Below are 19,376 nucleotides of genomic sequence, written 5' to 3'. Positions count from 1 at the left end.
CTCGCGCCGGGCCCGGGCCGAGCCGAGCAGGTCCAGGCAGATGCGGCCGGCGACCGTCGTCAGCCAGCCGCCGGGGGAGGCGATGGCCTGCTGCTGCCGGGGGGACATGGCGTACCAGCGGGCGTAGGTCTCCTGGACGACGTCCTCGGCGTCGGCCAGCGAGCCGAGGAGCCGGTAGGCGAGGTTGATCAGCTGACGCCGCTCGCTCATGATCGCGCTCAGGCCCGGATCGAGCCGGCCGTCTCCTGGCCCGGATGGGGTGGTCACGGTGTCGCCGGCTCCCTCGGTCGTATCTGTCCTCACCCGGTCCGACGAGACAGCGCCCCGGATTGTGAGGTCGACGCGCCGCCTCACAATCCGACGGGCTGTGTCGTCGGTCTACTGAGACACCAGATCGTAACTCTTGAACCACCGCTGAGATCGAGAAGGGCAGACCCCACCATGTCCACGCCGACGATGACGAAGCAGGGCAACCTCATGTTCTTGCGTGTCGCGATCACCCTGCAGACCTTGGCCGTCTTCGTCCAGGCGATCACCGCGGGGCTGTTGTTGTCCTCGCCCGACGGTGGGGCACTGCACAGTGCCGGGGCGTACACGGTGTTCGTCGTGGCGCTGCTGCACCTGGTCGTCGCGGTCCTGGTGTGGCGGCCGGGCGGCGGCTCGCCCAGGCCCATCCTGTACGCGGCCGGGTTCCTGGGGCTCACGCTGGCGCAGGTAGCGCTGGGCATCGCGCAGGTGAAGACCCTGCACGTCCCATTGGGCGTCCTGATGTTCGGCATGAGCGTCCTTCAGCTCGTCTGGATCTGGGCCGGCCGCCGCCCCCAACTGGCCACTGCGGCCTGACGGTCGACGCGCCGCCGCGCATTCCCGGCGGTTGCATCATGAGGTCCATGCGGTCACGCCGGCTGTGGCCCGCGTGCCTCGATTCCTGACCGGTCCGGTCACCTGCTCGGCCACACCCGCCGCCCGGCGGCCGGCCCTCGGCGTACCGCCCGGGCGGTACGCCGAGGGCGCGCGCTCAGCGGCTGAAGCGCAGCGTGACCAGCTCGAACGGGCGCAGCGACACCGCCACCGACCCGTCGGTCAGCTCCGGCGCGGCCGTGTCGGCGAGCGGGCGCTCCAGCAGGTCGGTCACGGCGACACCGGTGGCGGCGAAGCCGGTGGAGACCCGGGCGCGGGCCCGGCCTCCCCGGGACTCGTGGAAGCGGACGACGACGTCCCCGCTCCCGTCGTCGGCCAGCTTCACGGCGGTCACCACGACCGCGTCGTCGTCCACGGTGACCAGCGGCGCGACCTCGGCATCGCCCGGGACCCGCCGCTCGGGCAGGTTGAGGGACCAGCCCTCGCGCACCGCGTCGCCGATCGCCGCGCCCGGCACCAGCGCGTGCCGGAACCGGTGCAGGCCCTGGTCGGTCTCGGGGTCGGGGAAGCGCGGCGCCCGCAGCAGCGACACCCGCAGCGTGGTGGTCGTGCCCGAGTCGGACTCCCGCACGGTGCGGGTCAGGTCGTGGCCGTAGGTGGAGTCGGTGACCAGCGCCACGCCCCAGCCCGGCTCCTCCACGTGCACGAACTTGTGGTTGCACGCCTCGAACTTGGCGGCCTCCCAGCTCGTGTTGGTGTGGGTGGCGCGGAAGGCGTGGCCGTACTGGCTCTCGGAGGCGTACCGGTCGGCGTGCACGTCCAGCGGGAAGGCCAGCTTGAGGAACTTCTCGGTCTCGTGCCAGTCCACCTCGGTGCGGATGTCGAGCCGCCCGGCCTCCACGGCGAGGACCTGCGTGACCCGCGACGCGCCGAAGGAGCGCACCACGCGGACCGAGCCCGGCTCCTCGCCCGGCACGACCTCGTCGGCGTCCACCAGGTCGGTCACCGTGTTCCGGTAGAACTGGTCCACGTCCCAGGCGTCCCACATGTTGGGGAAGTCGGGGTGGATCTGCAGCAGGTTGGCGGCCTGCCCCGGCGCGACCGTCTCCCGGCCCGCCCGCAGGTCGTAGGCCGAGACGACCAGGCCGCGGCCGTCGATCTCCACCCGGAGCAGGCCGTCGTCCAGGACGTACCCGCCCTCGCCGCGCGTGCGGAGTTCGGTGGCGACGGCGGGGGCGGGGACCGCGGCCGCGCCGCCGGCCGGGACGCCGTTGCGGGCGTGCGGCGCCGCGTTGAAGACCAGCTCGCCGGAGCCGGGCTTCCCCGCCAGGGTCCGCTGCGCGCCGTCGATGATCTCGTTCAGCTCCGCGGCCACGGCGGCGTACGTCTTCTCGGCCTCGCGGTGCACCCAGGCGATGGACGAGCCGGGCAGGATGTCGTGGAACTGGTGGAGCAGCACGGTCTTCCAGATCCGGTCGAGCCGCCCGTGGGGATACTCGGCCCCGGTGCGCACGGCGGCGGTGGCCGCCCACAGCTCGGCCTCGCGCAGCAGCGACTCGCTGCGGCGGTTGCCCTGCTTGGTCTTGGCCTGGCTGGTGAGCGTGGCACGGTGCAGTTCCAGATACAGCTCGCCGACCCAGACCGGCGGGGCGGGGTACTCCGCCTCGGCCTTGGCGAAGAACTCGGCGGGCGTCTCCCAGACGACGGCGGCCGACCCCTCCAGGTCCCGCAGGCGGGCCGCCTTGGCGACCATCTCACGGGTGGTGCCGCCGCCCCCGTCGCCCCAGCCGGTGGGGGCCAGCGAGTGCCGGGCCACGCCCTTGTCCTTGAAGTTGCGCGCTGCGTGGGCGATCTCGCTGCCCTTCATCGAGCAGTTGTAGGTGTCCACGGGCGGGAAGTGGGTGAAGATCCGGGTGCCGTCGATGCCCTCCCACAGGAACGTGTGGTGGGGGAACTTGTTGATCTGGCTCCAGGAGATCTTCTGGGTGAGCAGCCGCTTGGATCCGGCCGCCTTGATGATCTGCGGGAGCCCGGCCGCGAAGCCGAACGTGTCGGGCAGCCACGCCTCCTCGTTCTCGACGCCGAACTCGTCGAGGAAGAAGCGCTTGCCGTGCACGAACTGCCGGGCCATGGCCTCCGAGCCGGGCATGTTCGTGTCCGACTCCACCCACATGCCGCCGGTCGGGACGAACCGCCCCTCGGCCACGGCCTTGACGACCCGGGCCCAGACCTCCGGTCGGTGCTCCTTGATCCACGCCCACTGCTGCGCCTGGGACATGGCGAAGACGAACTCCGGCTCGTCCTCCAGCAGCGCGGTCATGTTGGATGTGGTGCGGGCGACCTTGCGCACGGTCTCGCGCAGCGGCCACAGCCAGGCCGAGTCGATGTGGGCGTGCCCGACCGCGCTGATCCGGTGGGCCGAGGGCGCGGCCGGCGTGGCCAGCACCCCGGCCAGTTCGGCGCGGGCGGCGGCGGCCGTGCCGTTGACGTCCTGCAGGTCGATCGTGTCGAGGGCCCGCTCGACGGCGCGCAGCAGCTCCCAGCGGCGGGCGCCGTCCACGGGCAGCTCCGCCATCAGCTCGCCGAGCACCTCCAGGTCGATCACGAGCTGCCAGACGGCCTCGTCGAAGATCGCCAGGTCCATGCGGGCCAGCCGGTACTGCGGCTCGCTCCCGGCCGTCTCCTTGTCCCCGAGCTTCGTGGGCAGGAAGGGGTGGTAGTCGAGGATGACCGGGTTGGAGGCCGCCTCGATGTGCAGCCGTACCTCCTCGCCACCCTGGACCGGCGCGCCGACGCGCACCCACTGGTTGCGCGGGTTGAGGCCCTTCACCGGGCTGCCGTCGGGCCGGTAGACCAGGCCCTCGCACTGGAAGCCCGGCATGTTCTCGTCGAAGCCCAGGTCGAGGATGGCCTCCACGGTCCGGCCGGCCCAGTCGGCGGGCACCGTGCCGATGACCGTGAACCAGCTCGTGCCCCACGGCGCCCCCCACGCCTCACCGACCGTGATCGGTGAGGGGGAGGCCGCCAGGCCCTCGGCCACCGGCACGGGCTCGCCGGGCGCGTGCCACACGGCCACGTCCAGCGGTACGGACGCGGGGTACACCGCGGGGCGGATCCGCTCGTCGAGAACACGCTTGAGGCGGGCTTCGACCAGCTCGCGGTCGTCATGCATGGGGAGAGACTCCTCGTTCTGGAAACCGGTTCAGCCCTTGATGGCGCCCTCTTCGACGCCACGGAAGAAGAACCGCTGCAACGACGCGAAGAGGATCACGATGGGGATAAAGGAAATCATGGTCCCGGCCGCCGGCAGCCGGGGGTTGTTGGTGAACGTCCCGTTGAGGTACTGCAGGCCCACGGTGAGCGTGAAGTTCTCCGGGTCGTTGAGAACGATGAGCGGCCACAGGAAGTCGTCCCAGGCCCCGATGAACGCGAAGATCGTGATCACGCTCAGCATGCCCCGTACGTTCGGCAGGCCGATGCGGATCAGCCGCTGCCAGGGCGTCGCCCCGTCGATGACCGCCGCCTCGTCCATCTCCTGCGGAATGGCCATGAACGCGGTGCGCATCAGCAGCACGTTGAGCATGCCGATCGCGCCGGGCAGCGCGACGCCCAGCAGCGTGTCCGCCAGGCCGAGCCCGCGCACGGTGATGTACTGCGAGATGATCGTCACCTCGCCGGGCAGCACCAGGGTGGACAGGAACCCCACCAGCAGCAGCTTCGCGCCCCGGAACCTCAGCCGGGCCAGCGCGTAGCCCGCGAGGGTCGCGCCCGCGGCGTTGCCCAGGACCACGATGACGGCCACGACCAGCGAGTTGAACGCGTACGACCATACGGGGATGGTCTCGGTGACCTGGGTGTAGTTGTCCAGCGTGGGCTGTTGCGGCAGGAAGCTTGGAGTTTCGGTGTAGATGTCCTCGTGCAGGCTCTTCAGCGAGGTGGACAACTGCCACAGGAACGGCGAGATCAGCAGCAGGAGCACCAGCACCAGCAGCGTGTAGCGCAGGACCAGCTCACCCGGTCCCGCCGCGCCGAAGCCGCCCCGCCCCCGCCGCCGCCTACGGCCCGCGTGCCTGCTCTGCGCCGGGCCCGGCTCCGGCCGTGGCCTCTCGTCCGGTACGGCGTGGTGCCCGGGTTCGGCGCGTGCTGTGACGTCGGGCATGTCAGCCCGCCTTCCTGTTGAGCCGGAGCAGCAGGAGCATCGGGCCGATCGTGATGACGAGCAGCACGATGCTGAGCGCCGACGCGTAACCGAAGTGGCCGTAGAAGCCGCGGCTGTACATCTGGATGAGCATCACGACGGACTGGGCGCGCCCGCCGGGGCCGCCGGTGCCGTTCGAGAGGACGAACAGCTCCGAGAACACGCGCAGCGCCGAGACCGCCACCATCACCGAGACCAGCAGCATCGTGTTCCGCACGCCGGGGACTGTCACGCTCCAGAACCTGCGGATCGGCCCGGCCCCGTCGACGGCCGCGGCCTCGTGCAGCTCCCGCCGCACGTTTCCGAGCGCCGACAGGTAGATGATCATGTAGTAGCCGAGTCCCTTCCACACGGTCAGGGAGATGGCGCTGAACACCAGCAGCCAGCGCTCGGTGAGGAACGGGATCGGTTCGGCGATGACGCCGAGCCACTGCGCGAACCCGTTGACCAGGCCCCGGTCGTTCAGCACCCAGCTCCAGATCAGCGCGACCACCACGGCGGAGGCGACGACCGGCGTGTAGAAGGCCGTGCGGAAGAACGCGATGCCCGGGATCTTCTTCTCGACCAGGATCGCCAGCAGCAGCGGCAGGACCGTGAGCAGCGGCAGGCAGACCAGCATGAACACGATGCTGTTGAGCAGCGCGTCGGCGAGCTGGGCGTCGCTCAGCACCCGGGCGAAGTTGTCCAGGCCGGTGAAGTGCCCGCCGCCCAGTGGCTTCGCGTTCGTGAACGCCAGGACGATCGTGTTGATCGACGGCCAGACGTTGAACGCGAGCAGCCACAGCGCGGCGGGCGCCACCAGCGCCCAAGGTGTGAACAGGCGGCGCAGCCGCCCCGGGCGGGTCAGTGCGGGAGACGTCACTGGTTGAGCAGCTCGTTGCACTTGGCGACCGCGGCGTCGAGGGCCTCCTTGGAGGAGATCTCACCGGTGAGGGCCGCCGCGACCTGCTGCCGGATGAACTTGCTCATCGCGTCGGTGACCTCGAAGGGCTGGAGGACCTCCGCCTTGGCCAGGGAGTTGAAGGCGATGACCTTGGCGTCCCCGGCGTTGGTGCCGTCGCTCTTGCTGAAGAACGGGTCGTCCGCCGAGGCCTTCGTGCTCGGGAAGATGCTCACCAGGTGGGCGAACGCCGCCTGGTTCTCCGGGCTGGTCACCCAGCGGGCCAGCGCGATCGCGGCCGGCGGGTTCTTGGTCTTCTTCGAGATCGACAGGCCCTGGACGTACAGCGGCGGGATGCCGAAGTCGGAGGAGGCCACGATCTTGGGCGCGAGCGAGGGGTTCTCGTTGGCCACGCTCGTGATGTGGTTGCCGCCGCCGGTGGTCCAGGCCACCGCGCCCTCGTTGAACAGCTTGGCGTTGCCGGCGTACGTGTCGGTCAGCACGTCACGCGGCATCAGTCCCTCCTTGAAGGCGGCGCGGTATTTGTCGATCACCGCGGCGGCCTCGGGGGTGTTGAAGACGAACTCCGTGCCGTCGTCGGACAGGAGCTTGACCCCCGCTTCCTTCAGGTCCCCGACCTCGGGGCGGCGGCTCATCAGCAGGACCTTGCCGCCCGACTTCTCCTTCATGATCCGGGCCTGCTCGACCAGCTCGTCGAAGGACGCCGGCGGCTTCTTCGGGTCCAGCCCGTACTTCGCCATCAACTCGGAGTTCCAGTAGTTGACGTCGGTGTTGAGGTACCACGGGTAGCCGTAGGTGCCCTGGTGACCGCGGAACCGGTACGCGTCGAGGCCGCCCGCGACGTACTCGTCGGCCAGCTTGGAGTCCACCTGGGCGACGTCGAGCAGCATGTCCTGCTTGACCAGCGGGCGGGCGAAGTCGGGGGGCAGGTTGACGACGTCGGGCAGGGTGCCGCCCGCGGCCTGACTGAGGACCTTGTCGGAGTAGGCGTCGGCGGGCTGGTCGAGCCACTGGACCTTCGTGCCCGGATACTTCTTCTCGAAGGCGCCGATGACGCCCTCCATATACGTCGTGAACTTGGGCTTCAGGGCCCAGGTCTGCAGCGTGACCGTGCCCTTCACCTCGCCCGTGGCCGCCGCGGTCGGGGCGGGGGCCACCTGCGGGTCGGCCCCGCCGAGCCCGCAGCCCGAGACGACCATGACGACTGCCGCCGTCAGTCCCGTCCAGTACCTACGCATGGCGCTCTCCTTGAGTACTAAATCGCTCTAGTTGCGGGACTATTCCCCCGGCTAGACTCATGTGTCAATAGCTGAGACGAACTCGTGAAGGAGCAGTGGTGCGCCGACCGACGATCACCGACATCGCGGAGCGGGTCGGGGTTTCGAAGGGCGCGGTGTCCTTCGCGCTCAATGGACGCCCGGGGGTCGGCGAGGCCACCCGCGCGCGGATCCTGCAGGTCGCCAAGGAGATGAACTGGCGTCCGCACAGCGCCGCCCGGGCCCTGGGCGGGGCCCGGGCGGAGGCCGTGGGCCTGGTCATCGCCCGGCCCGCCAGCACCCTCGGCGTGGAGCCGTTCTTCGCCCAGTTGCTGTCCGGGCTGCAGGCGGGGCTGTCGGCGCAGTCGGCGGCGCTGCACCTGCTGATCGTCGAGGACGTCGAGGCCGAGATGGAGGTCTACCGCGACTGGGCCTCCGCGCACCGGGTGGACGGGTTCGTCATGGTGGACCTCAAGGTCCGCGACCCGCGCATAGAGGTGCTGGAGGAGCTGGGGGTGCCCGCGGTGATCCTGGGCGGTCCCGGCAAGCACGGGAGCCTGTCCAGCGTGTGGGCCGACGACCGCGGGGCGATGCTGTCGGTCGTGGACTACCTGGCCGCGCTCGGCCACCGCAGGATCGCCCACGTCGCGGGCCTGCCGGAGTTCTGGCACACCCAGCGGCGCACGCGCGCGCTGCGCGACCGCGCCGGCCGGCTCGGCCTGGAGGAGGCGGTGTCGGTGCACACCGACTTCAGCGACTCCGAGGGCGCCGCCGCGACCCGCGCGCTGCTGTCCCGCCCCCACCGGCCGACGGCCATCGTCTACGACAGCGACGTGATGGCGCTGGCCGGGCTGGGCGTGGCGGGTGAGATGGGGGTGAAGGTGCCGAACGAGCTGTCCATCGTGGCCTTCGACGACTCGGTGCTGACCCGGATCGCGCACCCCGCGATCAGCGCGCTCTCCCGCGACACCTTCGCCTTCGGCAAACAGCTCGCCGAGGTGATGCTGGAGGTCACCGCAGAGCCGGGGCTGCGCCGGGACGTCAAGACGGCGACTCCCCGGCTGGTGGTCCGGGAGAGCACCGCGCCGCCCGGGACTTGGCAGGAGGACTAAAACGCTTTAGGCTCCGCCGGGAGATCGTTCGACCCCCGGAGGACGCGTGCCCCTGTCCGACCCCATCCGCTACGGCGCCAACTACGTGCCCTCGGCCGGCTGGTTCCACAGTTGGCTCGACCTCTCGCTCGACGACGTCCGCCGCGACTTCGAGGACCTGGCCTCGATCGGCCTGGACCACGTGCGCGTGTTCCCGATCTGGCCGTGGATCCAGCCCAACCGGGCGCTGATCCGGCAGCGCGGCGTGGACGACCTGCTGGCGCTGGTCGACGTCGCCGCCGAGTTCGGCCTGTCCGTCGCGGTGGACCTGCTCCAGGGGCACCTGTCCAGCTTCGACTTCCTGCCGTCGTGGGTGCTCACCTGGCACCGGCGGAGCCTGTTCACCGACCGCGACGTGCGCGACGGCATCGCCGCCTACGCCGACCGGCTCGCCCGCGCCGTCGCCACCCGCGACAACGTGTTCGCCGTCACGCTCGGCAACGAGGTCAACAACCTCTACCCGAGCAACCCCACCACGCCCGAGGCGTCCACGGCCTGGGCCGCCGAGCTGGTCGACGTCGTGCGCTCCGCCGCGCCCGGCCTGCTCGCCCTCCACTCGCTGTACGACGCCACGTGGTACGACCCGGAGCACCCGTTCCATCCCGCCGACAACGTGGACCTCGGCGACCTGACCACGGTCCACTCCTGGGTGTTCAACGGCGTCTCCGCGATCGACGGCCCGCTCGGCCCGGCCACCGTCGGCCACGCCGACTACCTCGTCGAACTGGCCGCGGCCACCTCGCTCGACCCGGCCCGGCCTGTCTGGCTGCAGGAGATCGGCGTGCCCCTGCCCGACGTGCCCGAGGCCCACGCCGCCGAGTTCGTCCGCCGCACGCTCGACACGGTGACCGCCAACCCCGCCCTGTGGGGCGTCACCTGGTGGTGCTCCCACGACCTGGAACGTTCCCTCACCGATTACCCGGAACGGGAGTACGACCTGGGCCTGTTCACCGTGGACCACCACCCCAAGCCCGCGGCCAAGGAACTGGCGGCGATCATCGGCGAGCGCCGCCGCCGTACCGAGGAAAGGCGCCCCGCCCTGCGGTGCGACGTGGACCTGCGGACCGAGCCCGGCCGCCGGGCCGAGGTCGCGCCCGGCAGCGCCTTCCACACCGAATGGGTCCGGCTGCGCCGGACCGGACCAGTGGCCATCGTCGCCGGCGACCGCGCCGCCGACCCGGGCCACCTCATGACTCGGGGGATCGACACCGTCCTCACTCACGAATGAGAGAGCCCAGATGCGACGCCGCGTGTTACCCGCCCTGTGCGGGGCCCTGATCGCCACGGCCCTCGCCGCCCAGCCCGCTCTGGCCGGCCCCACGGCCCAGCCCGCCTCTCCGCCCACCTCCTCACCCGCCGGCCCGTCCCTCTCGGCCGCCCCGTCCACCCCGTCCGCGCCGGAGCGGTCGGGCCGCGCGGCGGTGCGGGCGGCGGGCGACCAGCCCTACGCCTCCTACTGGCACCCGAACACGATCCTGAACTGGGACCCGGCGACGGATCCGGACGCGCGGTTCAACCGGTCCCGGGTGCCGCTGCGGCCCCGCGCCGCCGACCCCGCGCTCAAGGCCAACCCGAACGCGCGCGCCGGCGAGGGCAAGGTCGCCTCGCTGGTGTCGTTCGGGGCCACCTCCGGCAACCCGTCGCAGGGCTCCCTCGACCCCAACTACTACGCCTTCACCCACTGGCAGTACATCGACACCCTGGTCTTCTGGGGCGGTTCGGCGAGCGAGGGCCTCATCCTCGCCCCCAACGCGACGGTGATCGACGCCGCGCACCGCAACGGGGTCAAGGTCTACGGCACGGTCTTCTTCCCACCCACGGCGTACGGCGGGCAGATCCAGTGGGTGCGCGACTTCGCGCAGAAGTCCGGCTCGAACTACCCGGTCGCTGACAAACTGGTGCAGGTGGCCCAGCACTACGGGTTCGACGGCTGGTTCATCAACCAGGAGACCGCAGGCGGCGACGCCGCCCTGGCGACCGAGATCCGCTCGCTGATGAAGTACGCCCGGGCCAAGGGCCCGACCGAGTTCATGTGGTACGACGCGATGACCGAGAGCGGCTCGGTGAGCTGGCAGGACGCGCTCACCACGGCGAACGACGCCTTCCTGAGCGACCCCGCCCGGGTGTCCGACTCGATGTTCCTGGACTTCGGCTGGGGCGCGGGCAACCTGCGCTCCTCGCGCGACCTGGCCCGCTCCCTCGGCCGGGACGAGCACGAGCTGTACGCGGGCATCGACACCGAGGCCAGCGGGTACAACACCGGCGTGAGCTGGGACGCGGTGTTCCCCACCGGTCAGCCGCACGTCACCTCGCTGGGCATCTACCGGCCCGAGTGGACCTGGAAGTCCTCCTCGGGGCCGGCCGACTTCCGCACCCGCGACTCCCGATACTGGGTGGGTGCGAACGCCGACCCGTCCAACACCACGACCTCCTCGTCCTGGAAGGGCCTGGCGCACTACATCGCCGAGTCCACGGCCGTGACCGCCAAGCCGTTCGTCACCGGGTTCAACACCGGGCACGGCGACTTCTACAACGTCGGCGGGGCCCGCGTGCGCACCGGCGGCTGGAACAATCTGTCGGTGCAGGACGTGCCCCCCACCTATCGGTGGGTGGTGAACTCCACCGGGACCCGGCTCACGCCGTCCATCGACTACGGCGACGCCTATGAGGGCGGCTCCTCGCTGCGGCTCACCGGGAATCTCGACGCGGCCAACACCGTGCGGCTCTACCAGGCGAAGCTGCCGGTGACGGCCGACACCAAGCTGTCCGTCGTGGTCAAGACGCCCACCGCGGGCCCGACCCACCTGAAGGCCGCCGTCGCGTTCACCGACGCGCCGGACACCTTCACCACCTTCGACCTGGGGTCCACGGGCGGCACCGGCTGGGAGCGCAAGACCCTGGACCTGTCGGCGCACGCCGGCAAGACCATCGCCCAGCTCGGCCTGCGCGCCGAGGGCTCCGCCGCCTCCTACGACATCCGGGTCGGGCAGCTCGCCGTGTACGACGGAGCCGTGGACGCGCCCGCCGCGCCCGCCGGCCTCCAGGTGCTCGGCGCGACCGACGTGTCCCCCTCGCGCAAGTCGCTCCGCCTGGCCTGGACCGGCTCCGGCCCCGGTTCTGGCCAGGTCCACCACTACGACCTCTACCGCCGCAACGCCGACAGCTCCCGGACGTACCTGGGCGCGACCCCGAACGACGCGTACTTCGTGCCGCAGCTCGACCGGGCCGGCACGGAGACCAGCACGACGATCGAGGTCGAGGCCGTCTCCACCGAGTACGGCCGGTCGGCCGCCGCGACCGCGACGGTCGCCTGGTCGGGTGAGCCGGGGGAGGAGAACCGCGCGCTCGGCCGTCCGGCGACCGCCTCCGGGCAGTGCAACGCGGCCGAGGGCCCGGCCAAGGCCGTGAACGGCAGCGTCACCGGCGGGAACTCCGACAAGTGGTGCACGCTCACCGCGGACAGGTGGTTGGAGGTGGACCTCGGCGAGGCCCGCTCCCTGACCCGGTTCGTGGTCCGGCACGCGCAGGCCGGCGGGGAGGCCGCGGCGTTCAACACCCGGGACTTCACGGTCCAGGTGCGCTCCGCCGCCTCGGAGGAGTGGAGGACCGCGGTGACCGTCACCGGCAACACCGCGGCCACCACCACCCACCCGGTCACCCTCACCGCCCGCCACGTCAGGCTGTCCATCACCAGACCGACCCAGAACACCGACCCCGCCGCCCGGATCTACGAGTTCGAGGCGTGGGGGAAGTAGCGCGGTAACGCGCCCCACCAGGCCGGCCGTGCCGCCGGGTTCCCGGCGGTGCGGCCGGCCGCCGACCACGTGGGTCACCGACCCGCAGAGAGGAATCCCGTGTCAGTCACCATCGTCTCCGTGGAGTCCACGGACCTGTTCGCGGGCACCGAGGACGCCCCACGCCAGGTGCTGCGCGTGACGCTCGACGGCCCGCCCGCGCGGGTCGCCGTCACCGGCCCCGGCGTGACGGGCGGGGCCGAGGGCTCCGGCGAGGTCGAGGTCCCGCTGGAGATCGCCGACCCGGTCCCGGGGACCGAACTGCCGGTCGTGGTGACGGCGGGCGACGCGCGCGCCGAAGGCGTGGTCGTCGTGGCCGAGCCCGGCTGGACGATGTTCATGGTCTCGCACTTCCACTACGACCCGGTGTGGTGGAACACGCAGGCGGCGTACACCTCGCCCTGGGAACTGCTGTCCGGGGACGCCACCACCCGGCCGCTGTGGGAGCGCAACGGTTTCGCGCTGGTGGAGGCGCACCTGGACCTGGCGCTGCGCGACCCGGTCTACAAGTTCGTGCTGGCCGAGATCGACTACCTCAAACCGTACTTCGACGTGCACCCCGAGCGCCGCGCCGACCTGCGGCTGCTGATGGAGCGCGGGCAGGTCGAGCTGGTCGGCGGGACCTACAACGAGCCCAACACCAACCTGACCGGGGTCGAGACCACGATCCGGAACATCGTGTACGGCATCGGCTACCAGCGCGACATCCTGGGCGGGGAGCCGGCGACGGCGTGGCAGCTCGACGCGTTCGGGCACGACCCGCAGTTCCCCGGATACCTCGCGGCGGCCGGGCTGACCGGGAGCGCCTGGGCGCGCGGGCCGTTCCACCAGTGGGGGCCGATCCAGAAGAACTTCCGCGAGGCCAAGGACGACGCGACGGTCATGCAGTTCCCGAGCGAGTTCGAGTGGATCTCCCCCTCGGGGCTCGGGGTGCTGACGCACTTCATGCCGCACCACTACTCGGCGGGCTGGTGGATGGACTCCTCCGCCGACCTGGCCACCGCCGAGAAGGCCGTGTACGAGCTGTACCGCAAGCTCAAGCCGGTCGGGGCGACGAGGAACCTGCTGCTGCCCGTGGGCACCGACTACACCCCGCCGAACAAGTGGGTCACCGAGATCCACCGCTCCTGGCACGCCCGCTACGTCTGGCCGCGCTTCGTCTGCGCCACCCCGCGCGACTTCCTCGACGCGGTCCGGGCCGAGCTGGCGGCCTCCGGGCGGCGGCCCAGCCCGCAGACCCGGGACATGAACCCGATCTACACGGGCAAGGACGTCTCCTACATCGACACCAAGCAGGCGCAGCGGGCGGGCGAGGTGGCCGCCGTGGACGCCGAGAAGCTCGCCACCCTCGCCGCGCTCGAAGGGCTCGGGAGCTACCCCGAGGCCGCCCTGGACAAGGTCTGGCGGCAGCTCGCGTACGGCGCGCACCACGACGCGATCACCGGCAGCGAGTCCGACCAGGTCTACCTGGACCTGCTGTCCGGCTGGCGCGAGGCCTACGACCTGGCGGCCGCCGTGCTGGACGCCTCACTCGGATCCCTCGTCGCCCACGTGGACACCACCGGCGAGGGCGTCGCGGTCGTCGTCGCGAACACGCTGTCCTTCGACCGGTCGGCGCCGGTGGCCGTACGGCTGCCCGCCGGGCTCGACGGCGGCCGGGTGCTCGACGACGCCGGCGCGGAGGTGCCGTGCGTCGTGGACCGGGGGACCCTGCGGTTCCTGGCCGAGGACGTGCCCGCCACCGGCTGGCGCACCTGGCGGCTGCTGCCCGGCCCGTCGGGCGCGGAGCCCGTGTGGACTCCCGCCGCCGGCGTGACGGTCGAGAACGCCCGCTACCGCGTCACCGCCGACCCCGAGCGCGGCGGCGGCCTGTCCGGGGTGTTCGACAAGAAGGCGGGGCGCGAGCTGGTCCGGGAGGGATGCGTCGGCAACGAGCTGCGCGTCTACGAGGAGTATCCGGCCCACCCCGACTTCGGCGAGGGCCCCTGGCACCTGGTGCCCAAGGGCCCGGTCGTCGGCGCGGCGCAGGGCGCGGCCCGGGTGCGCCGCGAGACCTGCCCGCTCGGCGAGCGTCTGGTGGTCAACGGGACGGTGGACGGCATCGGCTACGAGCAGACCGTCACGCTCTGGGACGGCGTGGAACGGGTGGACCTCGGCACCCGCGTCCTCGACTACAGCGGGGCGGACCGGCTGCTGCGGCTGAGCTTCCCCGCCGACCTCCCCGGCGCGCTCCCGGTGAGCGAGGTGGCCGGGGCCGTGGTCGGGCGCGGGTTCGCCCTGCCCGACGTGGACGCCGCCGAGGCGCCGTGGACCCTCGACAACCCCGCCAACACCTGGTTCGGCCTGGGCTCCACCGCCCGCGTCACGCTCACCGGGCCCGACGGCCGCTCCCTGGGGGAGCGGGCGATCGGGGTCGCCGAGGTGGTCGTGCCCACGCTGGAGGACGCCGCCGGGGTCCGCGACCTGCTCGTCGCGCTGGTCCGGGCCGGGGTCACCGCGACCACGGCGAGCGCCGACTGGTCCCGGTACGGCTGGCTCGACGTCGACTCCAACCTCCCCGACTTCCGGATCGTGATCGGCGGGCCGGAGGAGAACGACGCGGCGCGCGAGCTGCTGGAGAGCGCCGGGGCGGCCTACGCCGAGATCCTGGAGCGGGACGGGCGCGTCTGGGTGCCGGCCGCGCGGCCGCTGCGCGAGGTCTGGCGGCCCAACGCCGACCTGCGCGACCTGCGCGCGCTGCCCGCCCTGGTCACCACCGACCCCGCGGCGCTGACCGCCGACCTCGCCGACGCCCGCGTGAGCGTCGCCTGCCCGGGGGAGATCCCGGAGTCCGAGCTGCTCACCGACCACACCGTCGCACTGCTCACCTACGGCCTGCCGGGCTTCGCCGTCGATCCGGCCGGGACGCTGCACCTGTCGCTGATGCGCTCGTGCACCGGCTGGCCGTCCGGCGTGTGGATCGACCCGCCCCGCCGTACGCTGCCCGACGGCGCGGGCTTCCAGCTCATGCACTGGACCCACGAGTTCCGCTACGCGCTGGTCTCCGGCGAGGGCGACTGGCGCACGCTGACGCTGCCCGCCCAGGGGCAGGAGTTCAACCACCCGCTGTACGCCGTGGTCGCCGATCCGCACCCGGGCCCGCTGCCGCCGGCCCGGTCGTACCTGCGGGTCCAGCCCGCCCGCGAGGTGCTGGTCGGCACCCTCAAGCCGGCCGGCAACCCGACCGCGCACGGATCGGCCGCCGCTCCGGATCCGGCGTCCGGCGTGACCGTCCGACTGATGGAGTCCACCGGCCACGGCCGCGACGCCACCCTCTCCGGCGCGCTCGCCCTGACCGAGGCATACCGCGCCGACCTGCTCGAACGCCGGGGCGGACCCGTCCCGGGCGCCATCGCGCTGACCGGCGCCGAGGTCGCCACCGTGATCGCCGTACCCGGTCTGCCGTCGTACGACGCCGCCGACGCGGGCGTGCCGCCCTACGGCGGGGCGGTGCTGGGGCCGGTGGCGGAGGCGGCGCAGCCGGTGCACTCGCGGTACTGGCTGCACAATCGGGGGCCGGCGCCGATGGGGTACCTGCCGGTGAGCGTCGCGGCCGCGCCGGGGCTCGTGCGGACCGAGGGGGAGCCGGCCGAGGTGTCGGTGGTGCTCTCCTCGCACCTGCTCGACGCCGACGTGGAGGGGGCCGTGGAGATCCTCGCCCCCGAGGGCTGGACGGCGAGCCTGACGCGGCGGCCGTACCGGCTGGCGGCGGGCGGACACCTGCGGTTCCCGGTGACGGTCACCCCGCCGGAGGGCGTGGAGCCGGGGATGTACTTCGTCGCCGCCCGGCTCGAGCACGCCGGCCAGACGGTCGAGGACGTGGTCACGATCGCGGTCGGCGACCTGCCCGGCGTGCTGCCCGTGCCCGGCGACGTCCCCGAGGACTGGGTGGCCGCGCAGGGCAGCAAGGACAACCCCGGCCGCGATACCGGCCTGTCGGTGGAGGTGACCGCGCGGTCGGTGCGCGTCGCCCCCGGCGGCCGGGCCGTGCTGGGGCTCACGCTGCGCAACCGCACCCGCGGCGAGATCCGCGGCGAGCTGCAGCTCGTCTCGCCCTGGGGCACCTGGGACCTGGTCGCCGACCCGGTCCGCGGGTTCGCCCTCGCGGCGGGGGAGAGGGCCACCGCCGAGTTCGAGGTGGTCGCGCCGCGCGACGCCGACCCCGGCTCCTCCTGGGCCCTGGTCAAGGTCATGTGGTACGGCCGCTGCCAGTACGCCCCGACCGTCGAGCTGGTGGTGGCCCCGTGACGGGCGGTCACCACGGGCACGGGCACCCGGTCCCCGGGTACGCGCCCGTCACCGGGGAGTCGGCCGCGCCCGGCGTGGGTCCGGTGCTCGGCTGGCTCGACGGCGCCCCCCTCCCGCGCGCCGAGCTGGACCGGCGGCTCGGCGCCCTGCGGGCCGGGCCCCGGTCCACGGCGCTCCCCGCGCCGGGCACGGCCGAGGACCGGCAGCTCACGCGCTGGGTGGCCCAGGTCGTGCTGACCGAGGAGCTGTGCGCCGCCGAGGCCGCCGCGCGCGGGCTCGACCCCGGGGGCGCCCCGCCGGTCCGGCTCGACCAGCGGGCCGCCGTCGAGCTGGGCTCCATCGCCGCGGCGGCGTACGAGGGCAGCGCGGCCGTCCGCGCCGTGTACGAGGCCGTCACCGCCGGCGTCGCCGTCGCCCCGGCGGAGGCGGCCGCCTACCGGGAGTCCACCGCGCGGCCACCCGCCGGGCCGGTCTGGCGGCTGCGCACGCCGGACGGCGAGTTCGACGCCGAGCCCGGTTCGCTGCCCGCGGACCTGGCCGGGGCGCTGGGCTCCGCCGTACCGGGCCAGAGCGTGACGGCCGGCCCCTGGACCGCCGCCCTCCTCGCCCGCCGCGAGCCGGAGCCGGACCCGCCCGGCCCCGCGGACGGCCTCCTCGACGCCGCGCGCCGGCTGGCGTTCGTGCGGTGGCTCGACCACGCGCGCGCTCACCGGCTGCGGCTGGTGCCGGGGCTGGAGCACCCCGGTGACCCCGCCCAGCCCGACAACCACCACCGCCACTGACGGAGAACCCCCGTGACCCATGCCCTGGCCGTCGACATCGGCGGCACCAAGATCGCCGCCGCGCTCGTCGATCCCCGCGGCGCCGTCTCGCACCGCTGGACCCGTCCCACGCCGCGCACCGACGACCCCGAGGAGGTGTTCCGGACGGTGGCGCGGCTCGCCGCGCGCGTCGTGGCCACCGCCGGGGACATCGCGCGGAAGGCACCGCTCGGCGTCGGCTCGGCCGGTCCGCTGGACCCGCGCGCCGGCACCGTGAGCCCGGTCAACATCCCCGCCTGGCGCGCGTTCCCGCTCGTGGACCGGCTCGCCGAGTCGCTCGACCGGCCCGTGGTGCTGGCCGGGGACGGACACTGCTTCGCGCTCGGCGAGCACTTCGCCGGGGCCGGCGCCGGGTCGCGCGCGCTGCTCGGCGTGGTCGTCTCCACGGGCGTCGGCGGCGGCCTGGTGCTGGACGGCGCACCCCGGTTCGGCCCCTCCGGGAACTCCGGGCACGTCGGCCACATGATCGTCGATCCCGGGGGCGAGCCGTGCGCGTGCGGCTCGCGCGGCTGCGTCGAGACGTACGCCTCCGGGCCGGGCATGGTGCGCTGGGCGCGCGGCCAGGGGTGGCGGGCCGGGGAACCGGAGGCCGACGCCGTCGTGCTGACCGCCGACGCCCGTGAGGGCCGGCCGGTCCCCATCGCCGCGTTCGACCGCGCCGCCCGCGCCCTGGCCGGGGCACTGCTGTCCACCGCGGCCGTCGTGGACCTCGACCTCGTCGTGGTCGGGGGCGGCGTCGCCCGCTCCGGGGACGTGCTGTTCGCCCCGCTGCGCACCTGGTTCGAGCGGCTGGCCGGACTGGACTTCCTGCGGCGCGTACGGCTCCGCCCGTCCGTGCTCGGCGGCGACGCCGGGCTGGTCGGGGCCGCCGCGCTGACCCGGCGGCCCGTCCCGGCGGCGGGAGCGGTGGCGTGAGCGCCCTGCCGCCCGGGGCCTACCGGCTCGACGGGACCGTGCGCACATACGCCTGGGGATCCCGCAGCGCGATCGCCGGGATCCAGGGCCGCCCCGTGCCGAGCCCGGAACCCGAGGCCGAGCTGTGGCTGGGCGCGCACCCCGGCGCCCCGTCCCGGATCGGCGGTCGGCCGCTGGACGAGATCGTCGCCGCCGATCCCCGAGGCGTCCTGGGGCCCGCCGTCGCCGCCGAGTTCGGGCCGCGCCTGCCCTACCTGATGAAGCTGCTGGCGGCCGAGGAGCCGCTGTCGCTGCAGGCCCACCCGGACGCCGAGCACGCGCGCGCGGCCTTCGCCGCCGAGGAGACGGCGGGGCTGCCCCCGGAGCTGCGCAACTACCGCGACCCCCACCACAAGCCCGAGCTGCTCATGGCCATGGGGGACTTCGAGGCGCTGTGCGGCTTCCGCGCCCCCGAGGCGGCGGCGGACCTGCTCGACCGGCTCGACGTCCCCGCGCTGCGGTCCGTCGCCGCCCTCCTGCGCGGCCCCGAGGGTCTGCGCGAGGCGTTCACCGCGGCCCTGACCCTCTCCCCGGCGGCCCGCGCCGCCCTGGTCGCCGAGGTCGCGGACGCGTGCGCCAAGCTCGGCGACGTGGACCCGGCCTACGAGGTCGCCGCCCGCCTGGCCGTCCACTACCCCGGCGACGCGGGCGTGGTCGTCTCCCTCCTGCTCAACCACGTACGGCTCGCGCCCGGCCAGGCCATCTGGATGCCCGCCGGGAACCCGCACGCGTACCTGCGCGGCGTGGGGATCGAGGTGATGGCCTCCGGCGACAACGTGCTGCGCGGCGGTCTCACCCCCAAGCGCGTGGACGTCCCCGAGCTCCTCCGGGTGGTCCGTTTCGAGCACCTGGAGACGCCGGTCATCTCCCCGGAGGCGGTCGCCCCCGGCGTCGTCCGCTGGTCGCCCCCGGTCCGCGAGTTCGAGCTGACCCGCGCGACCCTGACCCTGGAGACCCCGTGGGCCGAGCTGGTCTCGGACGGTCCCCGCATCCTCCTCTGCGTGTCCGGCGCCATCACCGCCGGCCGGGGCGAGCACGCCCTGACCCTCACCGCCGGCACCGCCGCCTTCGTCCCCGCCGGCGTCCCCACCCTCCCCCTCGCCGGCCGCGGCGAGCTCTACCAGTCCGCCCCCGCCCCGCCCGCCTGACCTCC

The 19,376-nt window shown here is 73.3% G+C and carries 13 protein-coding genes; 8 read left to right on the top strand and 5 right to left on the bottom strand.

Going from position 1 to position 19,376, the window contains the following annotated elements; translation table 11 throughout:
• Positions 1-267: sigma factor (locus ACZ6R6_RS46720; protein WP_470103701.1), on the bottom strand; the 267-nt coding region annotated here is incomplete at its 3' end.
• A 174-nt stretch (positions 268-441) separates the two neighbouring features.
• Between ACZ6R6_RS46720 and ACZ6R6_RS46715 the strand changes: the two genes are divergently transcribed.
• Entirely contained in the window at positions 442-843 is a 402-nt protein-coding gene (locus tag ACZ6R6_RS46715; RefSeq protein WP_470103700.1) for a hypothetical protein, read from the top strand.
• A 175-nt stretch (positions 844-1,018) separates the two neighbouring features.
• Here the strand turns inward: ACZ6R6_RS46715 and ACZ6R6_RS46710 are convergent, their stop codons facing one another.
• Genes ACZ6R6_RS46710 through ACZ6R6_RS46695 form a run of 4 tightly spaced genes read right to left on the bottom strand, consistent with a single transcriptional unit; the run spans position 1,019 to position 7,198 of the window.
• Positions 1,019-4,033, bottom strand: a complete 3,015-nt coding sequence (locus ACZ6R6_RS46710) for an alpha-mannosidase (protein WP_470103699.1) — start codon at positions 4,031-4,033, stop codon at positions 1,019-1,021.
• Positions 4,034-4,063: 30 nt separating this feature from the next.
• Positions 4,064-5,020 carry a carbohydrate ABC transporter permease gene (locus tag ACZ6R6_RS46705; RefSeq protein ID WP_470103697.1) on the bottom strand — a complete coding sequence of 319 codons (957 nt, stop codon included), beginning with the start codon at positions 5,018-5,020 and terminating at the stop codon, positions 4,064-4,066.
• A 1-nt stretch (position 5,021) separates the two neighbouring features.
• Complete coding sequence (locus ACZ6R6_RS46700; protein WP_470103695.1) at positions 5,022-5,921, bottom strand: carbohydrate ABC transporter permease; 900 nt, start codon at positions 5,919-5,921, stop codon at positions 5,022-5,024.
• Positions 5,918-7,198 (bottom strand): ABC transporter substrate-binding protein, encoded by a 1,281-nt coding sequence (locus tag ACZ6R6_RS46695; RefSeq protein ID WP_470103694.1) that lies wholly within the window; start codon positions 7,196-7,198, stop codon positions 5,918-5,920. Before ACZ6R6_RS46695 ends, ACZ6R6_RS46700 begins: the two co-directional genes overlap by 4 nt.
• Positions 7,199-7,296: 98 nt before the next feature.
• Here ACZ6R6_RS46695 and ACZ6R6_RS46690 point away from each other — a divergent pair, with 98 nt between their 5' ends.
• From ACZ6R6_RS46690 to manA, 7 genes are all read left to right on the top strand, one after another.
• Complete coding sequence (locus ACZ6R6_RS46690) at positions 7,297-8,328, top strand: LacI family DNA-binding transcriptional regulator (RefSeq protein WP_470103692.1); 1,032 nt, start codon at positions 7,297-7,299, stop codon at positions 8,326-8,328.
• Positions 8,329-8,374: 46 nt separating this feature from the next.
• Entirely contained in the window at positions 8,375-9,595 is a 1,221-nt protein-coding gene (locus ACZ6R6_RS46685; protein ID WP_470103690.1) for a glycoside hydrolase 5 family protein, read from the top strand.
• A 10-nt stretch (positions 9,596-9,605) separates the two neighbouring features.
• Complete coding sequence (locus ACZ6R6_RS46680; RefSeq protein ID WP_470103688.1) at positions 9,606-12,122, top strand: endo-beta-N-acetylglucosaminidase; 2,517 nt, start codon at positions 9,606-9,608, stop codon at positions 12,120-12,122.
• A 99-nt stretch (positions 12,123-12,221) separates the two neighbouring features.
• Positions 12,222-16,448 (top strand): glycoside hydrolase family 38 N-terminal domain-containing protein, encoded by a 4,227-nt coding sequence (locus tag ACZ6R6_RS46675; protein ID WP_470103686.1) that lies wholly within the window; start codon positions 12,222-12,224, stop codon positions 16,446-16,448.
• Complete coding sequence (locus ACZ6R6_RS46670; protein ID WP_470103685.1) at positions 16,445-17,230, top strand: DUF7158 domain-containing protein; 786 nt, start codon at positions 16,445-16,447, stop codon at positions 17,228-17,230. Before ACZ6R6_RS46675 ends, ACZ6R6_RS46670 begins: the two co-directional genes overlap by 4 nt.
• A 12-nt stretch (positions 17,231-17,242) precedes the next feature.
• Positions 17,243-18,184, top strand: a complete 942-nt coding sequence (locus tag ACZ6R6_RS46665; RefSeq protein WP_470103683.1) for an ROK family protein — start codon at positions 17,243-17,245, stop codon at positions 18,182-18,184.
• Positions 18,181-19,371 carry a mannose-6-phosphate isomerase, class I gene (manA, locus tag ACZ6R6_RS46660; RefSeq protein WP_470103681.1) on the top strand — a complete coding sequence of 397 codons (1,191 nt, stop codon included), beginning with the start codon at positions 18,181-18,183 and terminating at the stop codon, positions 19,369-19,371. Before ACZ6R6_RS46665 ends, manA begins: the two co-directional genes overlap by 4 nt.
• Positions 19,372-19,376 lie beyond the last annotated feature (5 nt).

The organism is Streptosporangium sp. NPDC048886 (genome assembly GCF_055586905.1).
This window is presented reverse-complemented; position numbering and strand designations above follow the sequence as displayed.